At 66.3% G+C, this 21,695-nt stretch carries 18 protein-coding genes; 5 read left to right on the top strand and 13 right to left on the bottom strand.

What is annotated here, in order from left to right; translation table 11 throughout:
- Positions 1–2: 2 nt before the first annotated feature.
- From AC5P76_RS12660 to AC5P76_RS12615, 10 genes are all read right to left on the bottom strand, one after another.
- Positions 3–887 (bottom strand): endonuclease/exonuclease/phosphatase family protein, encoded by an 885-nt coding sequence (locus tag AC5P76_RS12660; RefSeq protein ID WP_460255871.1) that lies wholly within the window; start codon positions 885–887, stop codon positions 3–5.
- Positions 888–889: 2 nt separating this feature from the next.
- Entirely contained in the window at positions 890–4,057 is a 3,168-nt protein-coding gene (locus AC5P76_RS12655; protein ID WP_495222762.1) for a discoidin domain-containing protein, read from the bottom strand.
- A complete protein-coding gene (locus tag AC5P76_RS12650; RefSeq protein ID WP_053516890.1) occupies positions 4,054–4,890 on the bottom strand; it encodes a carbohydrate ABC transporter permease in 837 nt (278 codons plus the stop codon). The genes AC5P76_RS12655 and AC5P76_RS12650 overlap by 4 nt, the downstream gene beginning before the upstream one ends.
- Entirely contained in the window at positions 4,887–5,768 is an 882-nt protein-coding gene (locus AC5P76_RS12645; RefSeq protein ID WP_460255873.1) for a carbohydrate ABC transporter permease, read from the bottom strand. Before AC5P76_RS12645 ends, AC5P76_RS12650 begins: the two co-directional genes overlap by 4 nt.
- Positions 5,765–7,087, bottom strand: a complete 1,323-nt coding sequence (locus AC5P76_RS12640) for a sugar ABC transporter substrate-binding protein (RefSeq protein WP_460256593.1) — start codon at positions 7,085–7,087, stop codon at positions 5,765–5,767. The genes AC5P76_RS12645 and AC5P76_RS12640 overlap by 4 nt, the downstream gene beginning before the upstream one ends.
- Before the next feature lie 25 nt (positions 7,088–7,112).
- On the bottom strand, positions 7,113–8,717 hold the full coding sequence (locus AC5P76_RS12635; protein WP_053516886.1) for a glucoamylase family protein: 1,605 nt from the start codon (positions 8,715–8,717) through the stop codon (positions 7,113–7,115).
- 177 nt (positions 8,718–8,894) lie between these two features.
- Positions 8,895–11,951: a TonB-dependent receptor gene (locus AC5P76_RS12630; RefSeq protein ID WP_053516885.1), complete on the bottom strand. Its 3,057-nt coding sequence runs from the start codon at positions 11,949–11,951 to the stop codon at positions 8,895–8,897.
- A 77-nt stretch (positions 11,952–12,028) separates the two neighbouring features.
- The gene (locus tag AC5P76_RS12625; protein ID WP_053516884.1) at positions 12,029–13,066 is read right to left on the bottom strand and encodes a LacI family DNA-binding transcriptional regulator; all 1,038 of its coding nucleotides are present in this window, start codon (positions 13,064–13,066) and stop codon (positions 12,029–12,031) included.
- 148 nt (positions 13,067–13,214) lie between these two features.
- Positions 13,215–13,490, bottom strand: a complete 276-nt coding sequence (locus tag AC5P76_RS12620) for a BolA family protein (protein ID WP_053516883.1) — start codon at positions 13,488–13,490, stop codon at positions 13,215–13,217.
- The gene (locus AC5P76_RS12615) at positions 13,487–13,786 is read right to left on the bottom strand and encodes a YciI family protein (RefSeq protein ID WP_053516934.1); all 300 of its coding nucleotides are present in this window, start codon (positions 13,784–13,786) and stop codon (positions 13,487–13,489) included. The genes AC5P76_RS12620 and AC5P76_RS12615 overlap by 4 nt, the downstream gene beginning before the upstream one ends.
- Positions 13,787–14,145: 359 nt before the next feature.
- Here AC5P76_RS12615 and AC5P76_RS12610 point away from each other — a divergent pair, with 359 nt between their 5' ends.
- From AC5P76_RS12610 to AC5P76_RS12600, 3 genes are read left to right on the top strand one after another with little or no spacing between them, the layout of a single operon-like run.
- Positions 14,146–15,051 (top strand): segregation and condensation protein A, encoded by a 906-nt coding sequence (locus AC5P76_RS12610; protein WP_053516881.1) that lies wholly within the window; start codon positions 14,146–14,148, stop codon positions 15,049–15,051.
- A 13-nt stretch (positions 15,052–15,064) separates the two neighbouring features.
- Positions 15,065–15,937 carry an SMC-Scp complex subunit ScpB gene (scpB, locus tag AC5P76_RS12605; RefSeq protein WP_180875560.1) on the top strand — a complete coding sequence of 291 codons (873 nt, stop codon included), beginning with the start codon at positions 15,065–15,067 and terminating at the stop codon, positions 15,935–15,937.
- A complete protein-coding gene (locus tag AC5P76_RS12600; protein ID WP_053516879.1) occupies positions 15,930–17,537 on the top strand; it encodes a pseudouridine synthase in 1,608 nt (535 codons plus the stop codon). Before scpB ends, AC5P76_RS12600 begins: the two co-directional genes overlap by 8 nt.
- A 79-nt stretch (positions 17,538–17,616) precedes the next feature.
- On the opposite strand, the gene AC5P76_RS12595 is transcribed toward AC5P76_RS12600, so the two are convergent.
- The 3 genes from AC5P76_RS12595 to AC5P76_RS12585 all read right to left on the bottom strand — a co-directional run bounded on the left by AC5P76_RS12595 (position 17,617) and on the right by AC5P76_RS12585 (position 20,126).
- A complete protein-coding gene (locus AC5P76_RS12595) occupies positions 17,617–18,051 on the bottom strand; it encodes a hypothetical protein (protein WP_053516878.1) in 435 nt (144 codons plus the stop codon).
- A 105-nt stretch (positions 18,052–18,156) separates the two neighbouring features.
- A complete protein-coding gene (locus AC5P76_RS12590; RefSeq protein WP_111186421.1) occupies positions 18,157–18,963 on the bottom strand; it encodes an amidohydrolase in 807 nt (268 codons plus the stop codon).
- Between the two features lie 14 nt (positions 18,964–18,977).
- A complete protein-coding gene (locus tag AC5P76_RS12585; RefSeq protein ID WP_495222761.1) occupies positions 18,978–20,126 on the bottom strand; it encodes a pyridoxal phosphate-dependent aminotransferase in 1,149 nt (382 codons plus the stop codon).
- Between the two features lie 143 nt (positions 20,127–20,269).
- Between AC5P76_RS12585 and ccmA the strand changes: the two genes are divergently transcribed.
- Entirely contained in the window at positions 20,270–20,971 is a 702-nt protein-coding gene (gene ccmA / locus AC5P76_RS12580; protein ID WP_428992327.1) for a heme ABC exporter ATP-binding protein CcmA, read from the top strand.
- Positions 20,968–21,663 carry a heme exporter protein CcmB gene (gene ccmB, locus AC5P76_RS12575; RefSeq protein WP_053516872.1) on the top strand — a complete coding sequence of 232 codons (696 nt, stop codon included), beginning with the start codon at positions 20,968–20,970 and terminating at the stop codon, positions 21,661–21,663. The genes ccmA and ccmB overlap by 4 nt, the downstream gene beginning before the upstream one ends.
- The last annotated feature ends 32 nt before the right edge of the window (positions 21,664–21,695 follow it).

Genomic DNA, 21,695 nt, shown 5'->3' with positions numbered 1-21,695 from the left:
CTTCAGGGTTTCGGCGCGAACTGCAATCGCGTCCAGACGCCGTAATGATCCGAAGCCCAGCGCCCGCTTTCATCCGGCTGGTCGAACAGAAGCCTGGCCTCCCGTGCAACCAGCTGATCCTGCTGGAAGAAGATGTGATCGATCCGCGAGGGCGCCTGGTAGTAATGCCGGTTGAGGGTGCTGACAGCCGCCAGGTCGGTGTTCACATGCACGCTGCCATAGCTGTCGCCATAGTGGCTGCGCAGCTCGCTCAGGTCACCCGCATCGACCAGTGCGTTGAAGTCGCCTGCGATCACCACCGGCGCGCCATCCGACGTTGCGGCGATGAAGCGCAGCAGATCTTCCACCTGCGTCCGCCGGATGCGCTTGCCGCTTTCATCGCTGCGCTCATTGAGATGGGTTGCATAGAGGTTGACTGGCCGGCCCTCCACCTCGATGCGCAGGTGCGCCACGGTGCGGTAGTCGTCCAGCGGCAGCAGCAGGTGCTCGCCCTGGGCGAGGATCGGCTGTCGCGTCAACAGTGCGTTGCCGTAGCGCTTGGGCGCGCCGACCGGATCGGTGGACACGAACACGTATCGGTAGCCCAGCTGGCTGGCGAGCCATTGCGCCTGGTTGCGCACGTTGCGCCGCTGGATCACTTCCTGCAGCGCGATCGCATCAGGTTGCAGGCGCTTGAGTTCTGCCAGGATGGTACGACGCCGGCTGGGCCAGTCCTCGCGGTCGTGGTGCAGGTTGAAGGTGACCATGCCCATGCCAGGCGAGCGGGCGGCTGCGTCCCCATCGTCCGCCCGTGGCACGTCCGCCACCGCCGCGGCAGGCAGCGCCAGCGCGATCGCCATGCTTAGTGCGCACGCTGCCGCGCGCGCACGCCATGCCTTCCTACCCATGCTTACTGTCCCTTGCGCTCGGAGCGACGCACCGCCGCCGGCACTTCGATCTCGACGCGGGCCGGCAGTTCGTGCACATGCAGTTCGCGGTCGATCCATTCACCCGGCGCGCCATTGATGGTGGCGTCACCCGGTTCGCCCGCATAGGGCCACGGAAGCACGACGCCTCCAGCCGGTGGCACCAGGCCGGGCTGCACCTCCAGCACCAGCAGCTTGTCACTGCGCCGCAGCCGATAGTTCAACTGCCCCTGCGGCGTACGCAGGCCCTGCACCGCAATGCCGTCACCCTGCAGCCAGGCTGTTGGAACGCCGCCGGCCAGCACCAGTGACTCATCCATGTCGCGGCTATAGGCGAACATGTCCAGCGCCGAGCGCACGAAATCCGACGCGACCCATGCATGCGGCAGGTCGCCGACGAAGAACGGCTTGCGCGGTGTCCGCGAGACCACTTCCGCCCATTGGTTCCATGCCTGCGGGGCACGGTCCTTGAAGAAGAACTCGGTCGCCTGCCAGGCGCGGTCGCGCCAGCCCAGGCGCACGAAGGCGGCGACGTTGCGCCACTCATACGGCGTGTAGTCCTTCCATTCGCGCTTGCCATCGCGACGCGCGACGAATTCCTTCCAGTAACGCTCGAAGGTTGCTTCCAGGGCCTGCTGCGGCAGCCGGCCCTGCTCGCCCCCGGGCGCCAGTGCGATGGTCGTCGATGTCGCGTCGAAATCGCCCAGCTCCGCCGAGCCCGGCAGGTAATCGATGTTGTGCTGCTGCATGGCCGACAGCAGCGATGCCTGCAGGTCGTCGCGGAACTGGTCGCGTGACTCGGCGATCTGCATCGCCTCCACCTTTCCCAGTTGCGTCGCCAGCAGCGCAGCGTCCTTGTAGCCACGCAGCGCCCAGAAGTTGTCCCAGTACGAATGCATCGGCTTGGCCGAGTAACCTTCGTGGCTGATCGAGGCCGGCATCATCCCGTAGAAGGCCGGGTTGCGTGCACGGTTCTCCTCGGTGCGCTCGCTGGCACGCAGCTGCTCCATGTACTGATAGGCCCCCTGCACATGCGGCCACATCAGTTCCATGAACGTGCTGTCGCCGGTGTAGCGGCCATACTCGGCGATGTTGTAGATCAACTCACCATGGCTGTCGTTCTCCGGCACCGGGTCGCTGCCACGTGCGTCGACGCAGCACGGCACCTTGCCATTCTCGAACTGGAACGGCGCATACCAGTTGAGGTAGTCACGCACCGCGTCGCTGCGGCCCATGCGCAGCAACCCTTCGGAGATCATCGCGCCGTCGCGGATCCAGCTGCGCGCATACGAGCGCGTGCCCGGCTGCAGGCTTGGCCCGACGCGCGAGATCAGCATGTGCGCTACCGCGGTGCGCAGCGTGTCGACCATCGGCTGGCCCGCCTTCGGAACCTGCAGCGACACCACGCCGAGCTTGGCACGCCACATGTCGGCAACCTGCTGCTGCGCCTTTGCCACGTCCACGGCCTGCGGCGCCCAGCCACCGGTCTGCGGCAGTACCACCGCCACTTCGCGACTTTGCCCGGGTTCCAGGGTGATCGTGTACAGCAGCGCGCCCGACGCCATGCCAGTGCTGTCCTTCACCGTGGTCGTCGCCGGCAGCTTGCCCGAGGCGAGGTGCATGGCATCGAGCTTGCCGTCGAAAGAGGTGGCAAAACGCGCATCAGGTACCTGCAGCGGGTAGATGCGTGGCTCGCCATTGATGCGGACCAGCTGCTCGCCGACGTCGAGGCTGTCGATGCGGCTGAAGCCGCCGGTGGTGTTGAGGAACTGGGTTGGCGGATTGACCTGCCAGGGGCGGATGGCCAACGCCAGCGTGTACTCGTGGGCCACCTTGTCCGGATTGCTCAGGCGGTAGCGACCGATCAGCTGCGCACGCTCGGGCGTGCCCTGCACGAATCCGGTGACCGCCAGCCCCACCTTCTCATGCACCCAGTCGACATTGGCGATGGGCAGGTAGCGATCCTGCAGCGACTGGGTGATGGCCACATCACTCCAGGCGATCAGCTTGCCATCCAGGCGGACGAACGGCTCGATGCTGAAGCTGCCCTTGGCAGGCTCCAGCGCACCGTCTTCGCTGATCAGCGCCTGTTGCTGGCCGCCATCCAGACCCAGCAGGGTCCAGTACGGCTGTTCGCCCACGAACGCGCGCGGTACCGCACCGCGTGGGAGGTCAGCCGCAACCGACGACAGGAATGCATTGGGCGTGGATGCGAAGTCCAGCGGCTTGAGCGTGATGTCACGGATGCCATAGCGCCAGTTCGGACCTCCCTGCAGGTCGAAGCGCACATAGCGTGCATCGGTATCCGGCAGCGCCAGCCAGTCACGGCCACCCCCACCGGCGGTCACTTCGCGTGCCGTGCGCCAGTCGCGTCCGTCCACGGACGTGCGCACGGTGTAGCGGGTCGCCTGCAGGTCCGGCAGCCAGTCGATCACCGCGCCGCCGATCTCGCGGCTCTTGTGCAGGTCCAGGCTGATGGTCTGCTGCTTCACCCCACCGCTGATCCAGAAGGTATCGCTCTTGCCGTCCACCATCCGGTCCTGCAGCGCCGTGGCGGTGTCGGCAATCACCTCCGGCCGCAGCGGCGATTCGTCCCGTGCGGGCAGGCCCTGCAGGGTCAGTCTGTCGAAGCACACCGTGCCGCGTCCGCCGACCTTGCTGTAGATCGTGAACTCGACCGCGGCGCTGCGCGCCATTTCCTTCTCCGGCGACGGCCCCCACGCCTTGTCGATCTGCCGACGCCGGTACTCGACCGGCGTCCACGACCTGGGAAAACTGTAACCGGGGCGGTTGACCCACCACACGTTGTCACCGCTGGCGTCGATCAGCTTGAACTGCAGATCATTGGCCGGTGAATCACCGCGCAGCTGGAAGCCGAAGCGGTAGTTGACCGGATACTCGACCGTCAGCGCGCGACGGATGCCGACGTAGCCCGACACGTTGTGGAAGTCGTAATCCAGGCACAGCGCACGGCCGCCACCCGCGCCGCTGACCGGGCGCAGCGAACCGCTGACCTGGTCGGACAGCACCAGCTTCCAGGCACTGACATCGTCGAAGTCGTCCAGCACCTTCGGCGCCGGCAGCGCCGGAGGGGCGGCGATCGCCAGGGAGGTCCACAACAGGCCCAGTCCAACGGCGATCGCACCCTTCATCCCTTCACGCTCCCCAGCAACAATCCTTGGATGTAGTACCGCTGCAGCACCAGGAACAGTGCCAGCACCGGAACCACGGTAACCACCGCGCCGGCCATCATCATTTCCACGTCCATGATGTGTTCGCGCGAGAGGGTGGCCAGGGCCACCGGCAAAGTGTAGTGCTCCTGATCGGTCAACACGATCAGCGGCCACATGAAATCGTTCCATGCGCCCATGAAGGTGAAGATCGCCAGGGTCACCAGCACCGGCTTGAGCATCGGCAGCACGATCTGGAAGAAGATGCGCAGCTCCCCTGCCCCGTCGATGCGCGCGGCCTCCAGCAGTTCGTCCGGGATCGACCGCGCGTACTGCCGCACCAGGAAGATGCCGAACACGCTCGCCAGCGCCGGCACGATCACGCCACCGAAGCTGTTGACCAGCCCCAGCTGCTTCATCAGCAGGAACAGCGGCAGCATCGCCACCTGGGCGGGAATGACCAGCGCCGCCATCAACACCTGGAACAGGCGCTCACGGCCAACGAAATTCAGCTTGGCGAACGCATAGCCGGCCATCGTATTGAGCAGCAGCGAGCCCAGCGTGATCGCCAGCGACACCAGCAGGCTGTTGGCGAAATTGCCGCCCATGCCGGTACGCGCGAACAGCTCGTGGTAGTTGTGGGTGGTCACCTGCGAGGGCAACAGCGGAGGCGGGAAATGGCTGGCCTCGCCCTGCGGCATGAACGAGACCGAGACCATCCACAGCAGCGGCGCCAGGCTGACCAGGGCCAGCACCAGCAACGCGCCGTTGATCCACCACGGATGCCAGCGCGACTGGCCGATTTCACGACTCATACCAACTGCCTCCTGCGGCCAAAGCGCAGCATCACGGTGGTCACCGCCAGGATGATCAGGAACAGCAGGAATGCCACCGCGGAGGCGCGTCCCAGGTTCCACCACTTGAAGCCTTCCTCGAACATGAAATACAGCACGCTGACCGTGCTCTGCAGCGGGTCGCCACGCGTCATCACGTAAGGCTCGGCGAACAGCTGGAAGTAGCCGGAGACGGTGATCACTCCGACCACGAGCAGCACCGGGCCGAGCATCGGCAGGGTGATGTGCAGGAACTGCTTCCAGCGCGAGGCGCCGTCGATCCGCGCCGCTTCGTACAGATCATGCGGGATCGCCTGCAGGCCGGCCAGGAAAATCACCATGTTGTAGCCGAAGTTCTTCCACACCGCGAACAGCATGATGGTGGGCATCGCCCAGTTCGGATCGCCCAGCCAGTCGATCGGGCTGATGCCCAGATGGCCCAGGCCGTAGTTGACCAGGCCGTAGCTGGTATGGAACAGGTAGCGCCAGATCACCGCCACCGCCACCAGCGTGGTCACCACCGGCGCGAACAGCGCGGTGCGGAACAGCGCCTTGAAACGCGCGGCAGGCGCGTTCAGCAGCATCGCCGCGCCCAGTGACACACCGATCGACAGCGGCACACCGATCAGCACGAAGTAGCTGGTGTTCCACAGCGACTTCCAGAACATCGGCGTCTGCAGCAGGTCGATGTAGTTGCCGAGGCCGACGAAACGCAGGTTGCCGCTGTCGGCCAATGCGTACAGGTCGAAGTCGGTGACACTGAGCGCCAGCGCCGAGGCGACCGGCAAGCCGAAGAACACCCCCAGCACGATCAGCGATGGGCCTGCGAAGATCCATCCGGCCAGCGAAGTTCGTTTCATTGCGCGCTCCCATCGGCCAGGGTGCTGCTTGAACGCGTCGGCGAAGGCGCGCGCTCCTGCAGGCGTTGTTGTTCATGCATCCAGCGACGCTTGGCCAGCACCTTGTCCACGCGCTGGTCCAGCTCGGCCACGGCGTCGTCCTGGGGCATCCCGCCGCGCACCACCTTTTCGGTGACGATGCGCATTTCCTGCACGATGCGCTCCCACTCAAGCACCTTGGGCGTCGGCCTGACCCGCTCCAGCTGGTCGCGGAACGCCGCCGCCAGCGGATCACCGGCCAGGGACGGTGCATCCCAGGCACTGCGACGCGGCGGCAGATCACCGATGATCGAATGGAAACGGGCCTGGATTTCCGGGCGCGACAGGAACTCGATCAGCTTCCAGGAGGCTTGCTTCTGCTGCGATTTGCGGAAGATCACCAGGCTGGTACCGCCGGCGATGCCCGCACCGGGGCCATCCGGGCCCGGCAACGCGGCGGTGCCCCACTGCCCTTCCAGCGCCTTCGGCTGCAGCTTCTTGAACTCGCGGATGTTCCAGGGGCCGGAGATGTAGAACACGTTGAAGCCGCGGAAGAATTCATCCCAGACATTGGAGATCTGCGTCTCGGACATCTTCGGCGCCCAGCCCTGCTCGAACATGTTGGCGTAGAAGCCCAGCGTGCGGCGGAAGCCCGGGCTGGAGAAGTTGCCACGGGTATCGTCGTCGCGCAGCAGCGGATCGGGTTGCTGCAGCGCCAGCGACAGCTGCTGCTCGAACTCGTTGATCGGCATCAGCACGGCATAGCGGTTCGGGCCCTGCATGCGCTTGATCGCCGCCATCTGTTCGTTCCACTCCTGCCAGGTCCGTGGCGGGTGGTCGTAACCGGCCTTGGCCAGCAGATCCTTGCGGTAATAGATCAGGCGGGTATCGACGTACCACGGCACGCCCACCAGCTCGCCATGGATCACGTTGGTGTCCCAGATGCCCTGGAAGTAATCCTTCGGGTCGACCACCGCCGAGCGCTGCACGAACGGTTGCAGTGGCGTCAGCGCATCGAGCTCGGCGAATTCGGGAACCCAGGTGTTGCCCAGCTGGCAGACATCGGGCAGGCCATCGGCGGCGAACGCGGTGAGCAACTTCTCGTGCGCCGCGGTCCATGGGATGTTCTGCACATCCACCTTGATGCCGGGATTCTCGGCCTCGAATTCGTGGATCAGCTCGCTGACCACTTCCGCTTCGCGCCCCATCGCCCAGAAGCGCACGGTGGTGGTGCCCGGTTCGGTACGGGCGCAGCCCGCCACGACCAGCGCGGCCAGGGCCGGCAGCGCCCAGCGGCGCATGCGATGGAGCCAGTTCTGCACAGCGTTACTTTCCCTGGCCTGTGGTGCGGTTGGCATTGTTCTTCTGTTCCTGTGCGGCGGCCGCGCGTGACTCTGCGATGCCGACCGCGCGCGCCGATGCAGCCTTCTCGTCCTTCTGCAGTTCCAGCGGCTGGAACGAGCCCTCGGGGGCCAGCCAGCCGCCGCTGAATCCGGCGCGCTCCAGCCCCTTGCGGATGTAGGGGTTCTTCTTCATGACTTCCCACACGAAGTCGTTGCGGTAATTGGCGATCATGGTCAGGATCGGGCCCTGGTCGATGGCGATGTAGTCGCTGGCGACCCAGCCACGATCCGGCACCAGGCGCCCGGTCTTGATCGGAATGTCGTAGCTGAAGCTGGGATTGAACGAATCCAGGAAGCCGTAGCTGGAATAGATGTAATCGCCGAAGCGCTTGTGCATCTCCAGCGTGGCCGGAATGACCTGCTCCGGGGCGAACACGATCGAGGCCACCGCCGCGGTCGGCGCGATGGTGCCGTCGTCGAAGTTCTCGCGCAGGCCGGCGCCGCGCGAGGAGTAGTGGCGGAACTGGCGCTGCTCGCCGCGATATTCCTGGGTGGTGTTCTGCGGACCATCGCTGGCGGTCAGTCCCCACACGTTCTCACCGTACTCCTTCCACTGCATCGGGTTGGCGATGGCGTACTCGCGCTGGGCCAACGCGGCCGAGCGGCTGTTGAGGAAGTAGGTGCTGCCGCGCTCGCGCATGTAGGCATCCTGGATATCGCGGAAATCGATCCAGACATGGCTGTACTGGTGGCCGAACAGTGGCCCGAAGGACAGGTATTCCTGGCCCTGGTAGACGCCCCAGTCGTTGTCGTAGGTCCGGGTCCACACCGTCCATGCGTCGGGGCTGACCGGATGGGTGGGCGAGCCGAGGGCAAGGATGTACACCATCATCGCCTCGTTGTAGCCCATCCAGTCGTGGTCGATGAAGCCGCTTTCGGGGAACCAGCCCATCGAGATCAGCGGCGCGCGCTGCTGCAGCCACGGCCAGTCGATCTTCCTGTACAGGGTATCGGCAATCTGCCGGATTTCCTTCTCGCGCGGATCATCGCCGTCGTAATAGGACTGCGCGAACAGCACGCCCATCATCAGCAGCGCGGTATCCACCGACGACAGTTCGACCCAGCTGTCGTAACGGCGGCCTTCCTGCATGTCCAGGAAGTGATAGTAGAAGCCCTTGTAGCCGGCCTTGCCGGTGCGCTGCGGGCCCATCGGCACGTCACGGAAGAATTTCAGCGTCGTCAGCGTGCGGTCGATCGCCTGGTTGCGGCTGACCCAGCCATTCTCGATGCCGATCGGATAGGCGGTGAGCGCGAAGCCGACCGAGGCGATGCTGGCGAACGGGCGTGACGGATAGCGGTCCGGTGTCAGGCCGTTCACTTCATTGGTGGTGTCCCAGAAGAACTGGAAGGTGCGGCGTTCAATGTCATCGAACAGCGGCGGCAGTTCCGGCTTCATCGGCCGCGGCGGTGCATCGGCCTCGATCAGGATCACCGGCGGCCGGGGTTTGGCGGGCTCCTGCTGGGCCGGCTTGCAGGCGGCGATGGCCAGGGTCATCGCTGCGGCGGACAACAGGTGGCGTGCCTGCATGGCGCGGTTCCTCCGGTGGACTGATCGATGGGAAAGCATAACGTCCAATGATCTGAAATCGTTTACAAACCACACATTTAAAAAAGCCACGGGAACGTGGCCTGACAGCGCGATCATCGCAGTTGCCGATGCCGCCGGCGAACCGGCGGCATCGACTCCTGCAGCAGGCGTACCCGCTTAGAAGCGGAAGCCCACTTCCGCCTTGATCTGGCGGGGCGTACCGATGATGTCACCGGTCTCGTTGTAGCTGGCCTGCAGCTTGCCGTTGGTCTTGACGTAGTTGTAGGTGGAGAAGTTGTCGAAATCGAACACGTTGATGATGTCCAGACGAGCGTACAGCTCGGTATCACCCGGCATCTTGAACGTCTTCGTCGCCTGCAGGTCGACCGAGCGGTAGCCGAAGATCTTGCCACCCACCAGGAACTTGCCGTTGGCGTTGGGCACGGCCGCCTGCGGGGTCGGCAGGGTGTAGCCGCTGGCCTGCGGCACGGGGTACCAGTCGTTGACGGCCGTCGGCGTTGCCAGGGTGATCTTGCCGCCGAAGGTGATGCCCCAGAAGCCCGCGTACGAACCGGTCACCACCAGGCGGTGACGGGGAGCGCCGTTGGAACGGATGGTCGGGTAATCGCCGATCAGGCCGCGGTCGAACGCGTACTTCTCGTTGATGTCGCGGTTGTGGCGTGCGGTGGTCCAGGTGTAGGCGATCGAGGTGCCCCAGCCGCTTTCCTTGGTGAACGGCTTCTGCGCCGAGAGCAGGACCTGGGTGGCGCGGGTCTTGATGCCCTGCTGGCCGATGATCAGGCTGCCGAAGCCCGGCACGTTGCAGCTCCAGGCCTGGCTCAGGCCCGGCTCGGTACCGCCGCACAGGCGCGGATCATCGAAGAACTGGCCGGTCGGGTAACGGTTGCCCAGGGTGAAGGCGAAACCGTCGTAGCTCAGGGTGCGGGCGATGGTGGCATCGGTCAGCCAGTCACCGATCTGGTTGCTCATGCCCAGGCTGAACTGATCCGAGTACGGCGCCTTCAGCTTGTTGTTCAGCAGGTCGACCTCCAGGCCGGCGTTGCTGGTCGAACCCACCAGCGCCTGCAGGTTGCCGATGCCGTTGAGCAGGTTCGGATTCCAGTCGTAGCAGGCGGCCTGACCGTTGATGCAGGTCCCGGTGGCCGGGTTGCGGAAGTAGATGGTCGGCTGCGGCAGGGCCAGCTTGGTGGTCTCCAGCTGCAGGTTGTCGAACAGGTCGCGGTCGTAGGAACGGCCGGCACCACCGTGGATCACATGCTGCTCGTCGGCGTTGATGTCATACGAGAAGCCCAGGCGCGGCTGCCAGGCATCCTTGAATGCCTTGCGGTTGTGACCGTTGCTGATGTAGTCGCTGATGTCCAGGCCGCCCAGCGCCAGCGAATCGGCGTAGGTCTGGCCGGCGGGTGCGCGCGGATCCTGCGAATAGATGGCATCGACCACCTGCTGCGGGGTCACGAAGTCCAGGTAGGACGGGGTCTTCTCGTAGTCCCAGCGCAGGCCGATGTTCAGCTGCAGGTGGTCATTGACCTGCCAGTCGTCCTGGATGAACACGCCGTACTGCTTGGACTTGGAGCGTACTTCGCCGGACACGCCCGACACGCCGGTCACCGGCTTGACGAACTGCGCCTTGTACGGAATGGAATCCGGGAAGTCCGGATCACCCAGGGTGTAGGTGAAGGTCGGGTTGATCTGCGCCGCATCGGAAGCGTACAGGTCGATCTGCTTGTACTTCACGCCCATCTTGATGGTGTGGTCGCCCGCCCACTGGATGCCATCCAGGGTCAGGTTATCTTCGATCGACCAGCCCTTCTGGCCCTTCACCTGCGAGTCCAGTGCCGAGGCGCCACCGATCTTCACGATCGTGCGGTCTTCAGGACCGTCCGGCGCGGTGTAGGTGATGCCGTTGGCCAGGGTCAGCGGGGTCGGGTTGTTGAACGAATCTTCGTGGGTGACCATCAATTCGTTGTAGTAGCGCTCGCCGCTGTGGTTCCAGCGCAGCGCGTAACGACGGTCGGTATTGACCACTTCACGGCCGGCTTCCGGCGAGGTCTGGCCACTGAACTGCGACTGCGTTTCGTCGCGGTCCTGGAAGGTCAGCTCGATGCGATCGTTGTCGGTCGGCTCGAAGTCGATCTTGCCGAAGATCAGGTCCTGCTGGAACGGCTGGCTGGCCGGGCCGAGACCGGCGGCGCCGGCGGGCGGCAGCAGACCGGCGGCACCGGTGACCGCACCGTCCGGTGCGATGGTGACCGGCAGGTCGAAGCGCTTGGCTTCGTAGGTCACGAAGAAGTGGGCCTTGTCCTGGATGATCGGGCCGCCCAGCGCGAAGCCGTATTCCTTCTCGGCCGACACCTGCTTGTCCTTGCCGCCCTGGCGTTCGGCCGGGGTCTTGGCGCGCATGTCCTCGTCGGTGTAGCGATAGAACGCCTCACCCTTGAATTCGTTGGTGCCGGACTTGGTCGCGGCGGTCACCGCAGCGCTCGAGACCTGGCCGTACTCGGCCTTGTAGTTGCCGCTGATGACCTTGTATTCGCCAATGGCCAGCTGCGGGAAGGGGTTGCCGGCGCTGCCGGACTGGCCGGCCACACCGCCGCCCTTGACGTAGCTCTTCTGGCCCACGCCATCGATGTACACGTTGGTGCCATCGGCATTGGTGGCGCCGCCGCGCAGCGAGGTGTTGCCCTTCGCATCACGGGTGAAGATCAGGCCCGGCACCGCATCGGCGAACTCCAGGAAGTTGCGCGACACCTGCGGAGTGGTCTGGATCTGCTGCAGGCTGACGGTCTTGCCGACTTCGGACGTGCGCACTTCCTGCAGCAGGGTCGGCGCGACGACGTTGACGGTGTCCAGGTTGGTGGCCGCGGTTGAACCCGGGGTACTGCTGGCAGCGCCGGCGAAGTTCAGGGTGGCGGTGGAGGCCACGGTCACGGTGACCTTCTGGGTCTGGCCGTTGGCCACCACGTCGTAGGTGCCCGGGTCCAGGCCCATCAGCGAGTAGCTGCCGTCGGCGCGGACGGTGCCGCGGCGCACGGTGCCGGTCGCAACGTTGGTGGCGGTGACCTCCGAACCGGCCTGTGCGCCGGCAACCTGGCCGCGCAGGCTGGCGTTGGCCGACTGCGCCAGGGCGTTCGGGGCGGCGGCCAGCATCAGGCAGCTGACCAGTGCGGTGCTCAGCAGCCGGCGCGCCGGCGTGCGGATAGTGGAATGCATCATCAACTCAATCTCCGGGTGGCGGCGACCGCGTGTGCGGTCCCCTGCGATCAATCAAAAAAGAAGGAACGCCTCCGGCTTCAACGGCCGGATGGCGGAGTGGTGGAATCGCGAACAACGAGACGGGGTACCAGGGTCTGCTTGTCCCCGGCCCCTTCCGTGGAGGTGCCGTCCATCAACTGCATCAGGCGCGTCATCGCCCGATCGCCGAGCTCGGCGATGCTGACCTGCATGGTGGTCAGCGACGGGTGAACGAAACGTGCCAGCGGAATGTCATCAAAACCCGCCAGGGCGACATCGGACGGGACATGGACGCCTGCCTGCGCGAAGGCGTACAGGCAGCCAAGTGCCATCATGTCGTTGGCGGCGAACACGGCATCGGGCAGCGTGCCGGCTGCCAACAACTCCTGACCGGCGCGATGGCCGGAAGCTTCGTCGAAATCACCGGGCAGCTCGATGCCTTCGGCGCTGCCGCCGGCAGCCGCCAGCGCGTCACGGAAGCCGCGCAGGCGCTCGCGCGCGTCGAAGTTGAGGTCCGGGCCAGAAATGAAGGCGATGCGCCGGTGACCGGCATCGAGCAGATGACGGGTCATCGCCATTGCGCCCGCGTGGTCGTCGATGCTCAACACCGGATGATCCTGCCCAGGCAGATAGGTGTTGATCAGTACGGTGGGCAGCGACTGCGGCAGGTTGTCGGTCAGGAAGCCGGGGCTCTCCGCATAGGGCGAGAGCACCAGCAGGCCATCGACACGCCCGCGCATGGCGCGCAGGGCAGCACCCTGCTGCTCCTGGTCGCCGTGGTAGCTGGACACCAGCAGATGCTGGCGGCGACTGCGGGCAACGCCGTCGATGCCGCGCATCAGCTCGGAGAAGAACTCGCCGTACAGGTCCGGCAGCACCACGCCCACCGTGTTGGTGCGGCGGCTGCTCAGGCTGCGGGCGGCGGCGTGCGGGGTGTAACGCAGCCGTGCGGCCACCTCCAGCACAAGCTGGCGGACCGGTTCGGCGACATTTTCATGCCCGTTGAGCGCGCGGGAAACCGTGGCCACGGAGACCCGGGCTTCGCGTGCGACATCCTTGATTGTAATGGCTGCCTTGTTCACGAAGCCGCCCTCCACGGCTTGGACCTACCAGCATTGGCGCGGAATGTAAGCGTTTCCATCTGGGCTTGTAAACTGTCCGTTAGACGAATGTCCTGAAATGGACATGGAAATCTGTCCCTGACGGTCCACGCACGGACCGGCAATGACAGTGCGGGACAAGGGCTCAGCCCTGTTCTGACGGTGCCAGCGCGCGGATGGACAGCGCGTGGATGTCGGTCTCCATCATCGACCCCAATGCGGCGTATACCGCGCGGTGGCGGGCCAGCGGGCCGAGGCCGGCAAAGCGCTCGCTGACCACATGCACGTTGAAATGGCCACGGCCATCGCGCGCGCCAGCGTGGCCGGCATGACGATGACTGTCGTCCTCGATCTCGAGCACGCTCGGGGCCAGCGCCTGCTGCAGCGCATCACGGATTCGCTCGATCCGGTCCGCGTTCACGGCAGCACCTGGCGGAAGGGCCGCACCTGCACCCTTTCATAGACACCTGCGGCCACATAGGGGTCCGCATCGGCCCAGGCCTGCGCCTCCGGCAGCGACCCGAAGCGGGCGATCACCACCGAACCACTGAACCCCGCCGGGCCTGGATCTTCGCTGTCGATCGCCGGACAGGGCCCGGCCAGCAGCAGTCTCCCCTCATCACGCAGCGCGTGCAGCCGCGCCAGGTGTTCCGGCCGGGCCTGCAGCCGTTGCGTCAGCACGTCCTGGCCGTCATAGCCTTCAATCACATACCACACCGGCATTTCCTCGCTCGCGTTGTCGGGTCCGCCGATTCTAGCCAAAGCCCCCTCGCCCTGGCCGCGGCTGGACACTGGCGCGGCAAAGGCTTACCCTAGAGTCCATTGCACGTGGCTGGATGCAGCAACCCGTCGGTTTTTGCGGCCAACGCAGCCCCCGACGACCGACCTGCCGCTTCCGGGCAGGCCACGTAGACGACCTCCCCGTAGTCCCGTCGCTGCCGTCTCCTGCGGCGCGTCCTGCTGTTTGATATGTGTGGAATCGCGCCGAGACAGGCGCGCCTGGTGCCTTGGGGCCCGCGGTGCACGCGCGGCGCCGGGTGCCGCGACTGGTCCGTTGCAATCCTGATGTCCATTAGATGACTTCCGAACTCGCGCTCGACGCGAACCCGCCAACCCGGCCGCCCGCCCCCCAGCAGCAGGAAATGCCGCTGGCCGTCGTGCATGGGCAACCGGTCCTGCAGATCCCGCAGGACCTGTACATCCCGCCGGACGCACTGGAAGTCATCCTGGATGCCTTCGAAGGTCCGCTGGACCTGCTGCTGTACCTGATCCGCCGGCAGAACCTGGACGTGCTGGACATCCCCGTGGCCGAGATCACCCGGCAGTACGTGGAGTACATCACCGTGATGCGCGAGCTGCGCTTCGAACTGGCGGCCGAGTATCTGGTGATGGCAGCGATCCTGGCCGAGGTGAAGTCGCGCATGCTGCTGCCGCGCCCGGTCAGCGACGAAGGCGATGAAGCCGATCCGCGCGCCGAACTGGTGCGCCGGCTGCAGGAGTACGAACGTTTCAAGCAGGCGGCGGAGGACATCGATGCCCTGCCCCGCCAGGACCGGGACACCACGGTGGCCCATGCCTTCATGCCCGAACGCGCCACGGTGAAACTGCCGCCGCCGGTGGACCTGAAGGAGATGCTGCTGGCGCTGCACGATGTGCTCAAGCGCGCCGAGCTGTTCAGCGGCCACGCGATCAAGCGCGAGGCGCTGAGCGTGAGGCAGCGCATGGGCGAAGTGCTCGGCCGCATGGAAGACGGCAGGTTCTACCGTTTTGAAAGCCTGTTCACTGCTGAAGAAGGCAAGCTGGGCGTGCTGGTCACCTTCCTGGCCGTGCTGGAACTGGCCAAGGAGCAACTGCTGGACATCGTCCAGGAGGAACCGCTGGCGGCGATCTACGTGAAGTCGCTGGCGGCCGGCAACACCAATGCCCCGCTGCAGTTCAGCAGCGAGTTCGACGACAACGACGCCGCCAACGAGAACGAGTGAGCGCTGCCTGCCGATGGATCAACCGCTGATCAACCGCATTGTCGAAGGTGCCCTGCTGGCCTCCAGCCAGCCGCTGACCCTGGCCCAGCTGAAGGACCTGTTCCCGGAAGAGGAACCAGCACCGCCGGGCAGCATCGAACGTGCGCTGGAGCACCTGCGCGAAGGCTGCGAAGGCCGCGGCGTGGAACTGGTCGAGGTCGCCTCGGGCTTCCGCTACCAGGTCACCGGCGAGGTGCATGGCTGGATCAGCCGGCTGTGGACCGAACGCAAGACCCGCTACACCCGTGCCACCCTGGAAACGCTGGCGCTGATCGCCTACCGGCAACCGATCACCCGCGGCGAGATCGAGCAGGTGCGCGGCGTCGCTGTCAGCAGCAACATCATCCAGGCACTGGAAGAACGCGAATGGATCCGCGTCGTCGGCCACCGCGACGTGCCCGGCAAGCCGGCACTGTTCGGCACCACCAAGGGCTTCCTGGATTACTTCGGCCTCAAGCGCCTGGATGAGCTGCCGCCGCTGTCGGAGTTGAAGGACCTGGGCGAGCTGGAACCACAGCTGGCCCTGGACCGCGATGCACCGGCTGCCGCCAGCGCCGACGGCCCAGACGTTTCGGCCGAGCCGGACGGGGCCGCCAATGATGATGCCGGCCTGGCCGGTGGCAACACCCCGCATTCCGCCGACGCAGTCCCTGCGGCGGCCACCGATGAGCAAGCACCTTCGCCCCTCGATGATGGGCACCCCGATTCCGCGCCGGGCGAGCGCGCGGTGCCAGTGAACGAACGCGAAGACAACGCCGTCGCGACGACGACCGTGGCTGTTGACCAAGCCGATTCCGAACCAGAGGCCGACCTCGAAACCGTCGGCCGGAGCAAAACTGATGAGTGACACCCCTCGCAAGCTGTCGTTGAACAAGCTCTCGCTCAAGCGCGAAGCCACCTCCGAACAGTTCAAGTTGGAAGAACGCCTGCACAAGGTCCTGGCCCAGGCTGGCCTTGGCTCGCGCCGCGCGCTGGAACAGCGCATCGCCGAAGGCCTGGTCAAGGTCAACGGTGAAGTTGCGCAGACCGGCATGTCGGTCAAGAGCGGCGACAAGATCGAACTGGACGGCCGCGGCTTCGTCGCCACGGCGCTGTCCGAACCCTCGCGCGTGCTGGTCTACAACAAGCCGGAAGGCGAAGTGACCACCCGCGAAGACCCCGAAGGCCGTCCGACCGTGTTCGAATCGCTGCCGCCGCTGAAGGGCGCGCGCTGGATCGCGATCGGTCGCCTCGACATCAACACCACCGGCCTGCTGCTGGCGACCACCGACGGTGAACTGGCCAACGCGATGATGCACCCGTCCTTCGAGGTCGAGCGCGAGTACGTGGTCCGCGTGCGTGCACCGGAAGGCCAGGAAAAGGTGGCCGATGCCATCGTCGACCGCCTTGCCCGTGGCGTCGCGCTGGAAGACGGCCCGGCCAAGTTCGACGAGATCGAACGCATCGGCGGTACCGATTCGCACGACTGGTTCCGCGTCGTGGTCAAGGAAGGCCGCAACCGCGAAGTGCGCCGCCTGTGGGAATCGCAGGGCTGCCAGGTCAGTCGCCTCAAGCGCACCCGCTACGGCCGGGTCAGCCTGCCGCGCGAACTGGCCCGTGGCCAGTCGGTCGAGCTGCCGAGCGCCCAGGTCGAAGCACTGCGTGCTGAACTGAAGCTGGAAGAAGGCGCTCCGTCGGCCCTCACCCTGCAGCCGGTGATCGGCCAGCGCCGCGCCGCCAAGACCACCGTGCGCGTGCGTGAAGGTGGCCGTGGCAACGCCTATGTCAATGGCCACAGCACGGCCGACGAAGGGCGCGAACTGCGCCGTTTCGACACCCTGCGCGAAGACCGTGGCCGTGGACGCAACGGCAAGGGGGGCGGCTTCAAGGGCGGCCTCACGGTCAGCGGCGAGGCCGCGGCCAAGCAGTCGCAGAAGCCGTTCAAGCAGCGCAAGCCGAAGAATGACCGTTCGCTGCCGGAAGGCAATCCGGCTGCGTTCCGCACCTGGTACGTGCCCGATGGCGTCAGCACCGGCCCGAGCGGCCACCGCAACGCCGGTCCGGGCGCGCGTGGTCCGGGCGGCGGCCAGGGCCGTCCTTATGGCAAGCCGAAGGGTCCGGGCGCCGCAGGCGGCCAGGGTCGCGGTGGCGCCGGTGGCCAGGGCCGTCCCGGCGCGGGCAACCGCAGCCAGGGCGCGCAGGGCAACAAGCATCCGTACGGGCATCCGGGCAACGCCCCGAGCTTCCCGTCCGACCACGCCAACCCGGGCTTCAATCCGTATGGCAGCCCGAAGCCGGCGCAGGGTGCCCGTCCGGGCAGCCGCGGTCCCGGCGGCGGCAACCGTGGCCCGGGTGGCCCCGGTGGCAATCGCGGCCCCGGCGGTCCGGGGGGCAACCGCGGTGCGGGCGGCCCCGGCGGCAATCGTGGCCCGGGTGGCCCCCGTCGCGGCGGCCCGCGCGGCGGCTGATCGGCGGCACGCCTGACATGAAAAACCCCGGCATTGGCCGGGGTTTTTCGTTATCGGGTGCCGCTGCGACGGGAACCGGTCAACGTCGGCTGATGGTGAAGGCTGTGCCGTCCACACCCAGGTCCCAGCCCTTGCCGGTACCGGACAGCGCCAGCGAGATGTCGCCCTTGGTCATCACCTGCGCATTGCTGGATTTCACCGCACCGGCATGAGCCCCGACCGACGCGTAGGTACCGAGCAGTTCATCCACGCTGACGGCGCCGGTGAAGCTGCCGCGCCCGTCGGTGATCTTCGATTTGCCCACGGTCAGGCCACCGCCCTTCATCTGGATGCGCACCGGCAGACTGGCACCGTTGCTGCAGCTGACGGTGCCGGTGCCCGAGGCCGTCTTGTAGATCAGCGACCAGCCGGACAGGTTGTAGCGCAGGTGGCAGTCGAGGTTGCCACCGGCATGCGCGGCCGGAGCCAGGGAGGTGGCGGCCAGCGCCAGCAGCAGGGCAAGGGACTTGTTCATCGGCAGGGCTTCCACAGCGTTCGGACTGCCGGCGAATCTAGCAGCGCGCGCGTGCAGGGTGAATGCAGGCGCGCGCGGTGATGCGGGCAGCGTTCAGCCCTTCGTTCAGGCCTGCACGTCCAGATGGAAAGCATCGGCATCGAGCATCGCCGGGAAGCGCGCACGGTGCAGCGCCAGCGCGTCGGCCGAAATGGTGGTGGTCACCACCTGCTCGCGCTCGCGGATCTCCACCTGCGGCTGGCCGAGAAAATCCAGCACGGCGCTGTCGCCGGCATAGTGCAGCTGGTTGCCGTCCACGCCGACACGGTTGACCGCAGCGACGAAGCACAGGTTCTCGATGGCGCGTGCGCGCAGCAGTGTCTTCCACGCGTAGGCACGCGCCGAGGGCCAGTTGGCAACGAAGATCTGCAGATCGAAATCCAGCTGTTCCGGCCGTTCCACGTTGTAGCGGTTGCGGCAGAACACCGGGAACCGCAGGTCGTAGCAGACCTGCGGATTGATGCGCCAGCCCTTCCATTCCACGCAGAGGCGGTCGCGGCCGGCGGCATAGCGCTCGTGCTCGCCGCCATAGCGGAACAGGTGGCGCTTGTCGTAGTACTGCAGTCCACCGTCGGGGGTCGCGAACAGCAGCCGGTTGTACACGCCCGCGCCGTCGCGCAGCTGCACGCTGCCGACCACTGCCGCGTTCAAGGCCCTGGCCTGTTCGCGCACCCAGGCCACGGTCGGGCCATCCATGCCTTCAGCCTGGGCAATGGCCTCGTTGGAGAAGCCACTGGTGAAGGTCTCGGGCAGGATCACCAGATCTGTGGTGCCGGCGAGCGGCGCCAGCAGCGCGCCATAGTAGGTGCGGTTGCCGGCCGGGTCGTGCCAGCGGGTGTCGCCCTGGACGAGGGAAATGCGCAGATCCTGCATGGTCGTCACTCCGCTCACAGCAGGCGCAGGCGTTCGATCGCCGCGTCCAGGGTCGCCTCGTTCTTGGCGAAGCACAGCCGTACCAGGCGCTGGCCGGTCGGTGCGGTTTCGTAGAACGGCGACAGCGGGATGGCGGTGACGCCCTTCTCGATGGTCAGACACTTCACGAATTCGTGGTCGGGCAGATCGCTGATGGCCGAGTAATCGACCAGTTGGAAGTAGCCGCCCGGCACCGGCAGCGGCTTCAGCCGCGTACCGGCCAGCTGCTCGCGGAAGCGGTCACGCTTGGCCTGGTAGAACGCGCCCAGTTCCAGGTGGTGCTCCGGTTCGTCGCGGATCATCGCGGCAAAGCCATACTGGGCCGGGCCGAAGCTGGTGAAGGTGTTGTACTGGTGCACCTTGCGGAATTCCGCGGTCAGCAGCGGCGGCGCCACCGCATAACCGATCTTCCAGCCGGTGCAGTGGTAGGTCTTGCCGAAGCTGGAGATGACGAAGGTCCGCTCGCGCAGTTCCGGGTAGCGCAGCGCCGATTCGTGGCGGCGGCCATCGTAGATGATGTGCTCGTACACCTCATCGGAAATCAGGTAGATCTGCGTGCCACGCAGCACGTCGGCCAGCGCCTGCATGTCGGCCTCGTCCAGCATCGCACCGGAGGGGTTGTGCGGGGTGTTGACCATCAGCATGCGGGTGCGCGGCGTGATGGCCGCACGCACGCGGTCCCAGTCCACGGCGAACGTCTGCGGGTCCAGCGGCACGTGCACGGCGGTTGCGCCGGCCAGCTCGATGGCCGGCTCGTAGCAGTCATATGCGGGGTCCAGCACGATCACCTCCTCGCCGGCACGCACCACGGCGTGGATGGCGTTGAAGATCGCCTCGGTCGCGCCGCTGGTGACGGTGATTTCGGTGTCCGGGTCGACCTGGGCGCCATACAGGTCCAGTGACTTCTGCGCGATGGCCTGGCGCAGCGGCGCCACACCGGTCATCGGCGGATACTGGTTCAGGCCGGCCGCCATCGCCCTGGCGGTTTCGTCGATCAGGCGCTGCGGCGCGGAAAAATCCGGAAACCCCTGGCCCAGATTGACTGCACCGTGCTCGGCAGCGAGCTGGGACATGACGGTGAAGATGGTGGTACCGACCTTGGGCAGCTTGGTGGTGGGTTGCATCGGCCTGGGCTAATGGGAACAAGGGCTGGAAGTGTACGAAATCCGGACCCGGCCTGCGGCGCGGGCCGGTCGTGACGGGTCATGCCGGGCGGCTGTTTGCACATGCCCTTTCAGCGGGATACCGCGCTTGACGCTCGCCGGGCGTGGCCCGGCGCTACCGGGCGGATTTCATCGCTACAATTGCCGCCGCACTCCGGCATGAAGATCCCTGCCCCTTGGACACCCCTGCATTGCTGGCCGCCAGCGGCCTGAGCTTTTCGCGCAATGACGCGCCCGTGTTCGGCCCGCTGGACTTCCACGTGGATGCTGGCGAGGCGCTGCTCGTGCAGGGCGGCAACGGTGCCGGCAAGACCACCCTGCTGCGCGTGCTCGCCGGCCTTGCGCGACCCGGCGCCGGCCAGGTGCGGATCGACGGCAGGCCCGCCAGCAACGCCGAACGGGCGCGCTACGTCGCCTATCTCAGCCATCTTCCCGCGCTGAAGCCGGACCTGGACACACTGGAGAACCTGCACTTCCTGTGCGGCCTGCACGGGCGCCGGGCGCGGCAGATGCCGGGCAATGCGCTGGCCATCGTCGGCCTGGCCGGGTATGAGGACACCCTGGTGCGGCACCTGTCGGCCGGACAGAAGCGGCGGCTGGCGCTGGCCCGCATCTGGCTCTCGCCCGCCCCGCTGTGGCTGCTCGACGAGCCCTACGCCAACCTCGACCTGGAGGGCATCACCCTGGTCAACCGGATGATTTCGGCACACCTGCGTGCCGGTGGCGCCGCCCTGGTCACCACCCATGGGGCCTACGCCGCACCACCGGTGCGTACCCGCCAGCTCGACCTCGGCGGTGCCGCATGATCGCCCCGGGTACCGAACCTGGCCTGTGGCAGACCGCGCGCGCCCTGGTCAGGCGTGACCTGCGCCTGCTCTGGCGCCGCCGCGGCGATGCGTTGCAGCCGCTGCTGTTCGCCCTGCTGGTGGTGGTGCTGTTCGCACTGGCACAGGGACGCGATCCACAACCGCTGGCGGCGACCGCTGGTGCGGTGCTGTGGCTGGCGGTGCTGCTGGCCGGGCAGCTTGCGCTGGATTCGCTGTTCCGCTCCGACGCGGAGGATGGCTCGCTGGAGCAATGGCTGCTGGCACCGGTGCCACTGGCGTGGCTGGTGCTGGTGCGGGTGCTGCTGCACTGGGCCACCACGGCCCTGCCACTGATCGTACTGAGCCCGCTGCTGGCGGAAATGCTGCATCTGCCGCATGACCAGCTGCCGATGTTGCTGGCATCGTTGCTGCTGGGAACACCGTTGCTGAGCCTGATCGGTGGTGTGGTCGCTGCACTGACCGTGGGCATCCGGCGCTCTGGTATTCTCGTGGCGTTGCTGTCGTTGCCGTTGTACGTACCGGTGCTGGTCTTCGGTGCAGGCAGCCTGGCTGCAGCCAGCCGTGGACAGGATCCGGTCGGCGCGCTGCTGATGCTGGGTGCCGGCCTGCTGGTGGCACTGGTGCTGGCACCGCTGGCGACTGCCGCTGCGATTCGTATTTCTCTGAGTTGATCGAGCTGAGAGCCAATCCACCCCTGCTGGAT

Source organism: Stenotrophomonas sp. YJH_SMC_36, from assembly GCF_059369935.1.
Note: the sequence above shows the minus strand (reverse complement) of the source record. Positions and strands in the feature narration are given on the sequence as shown.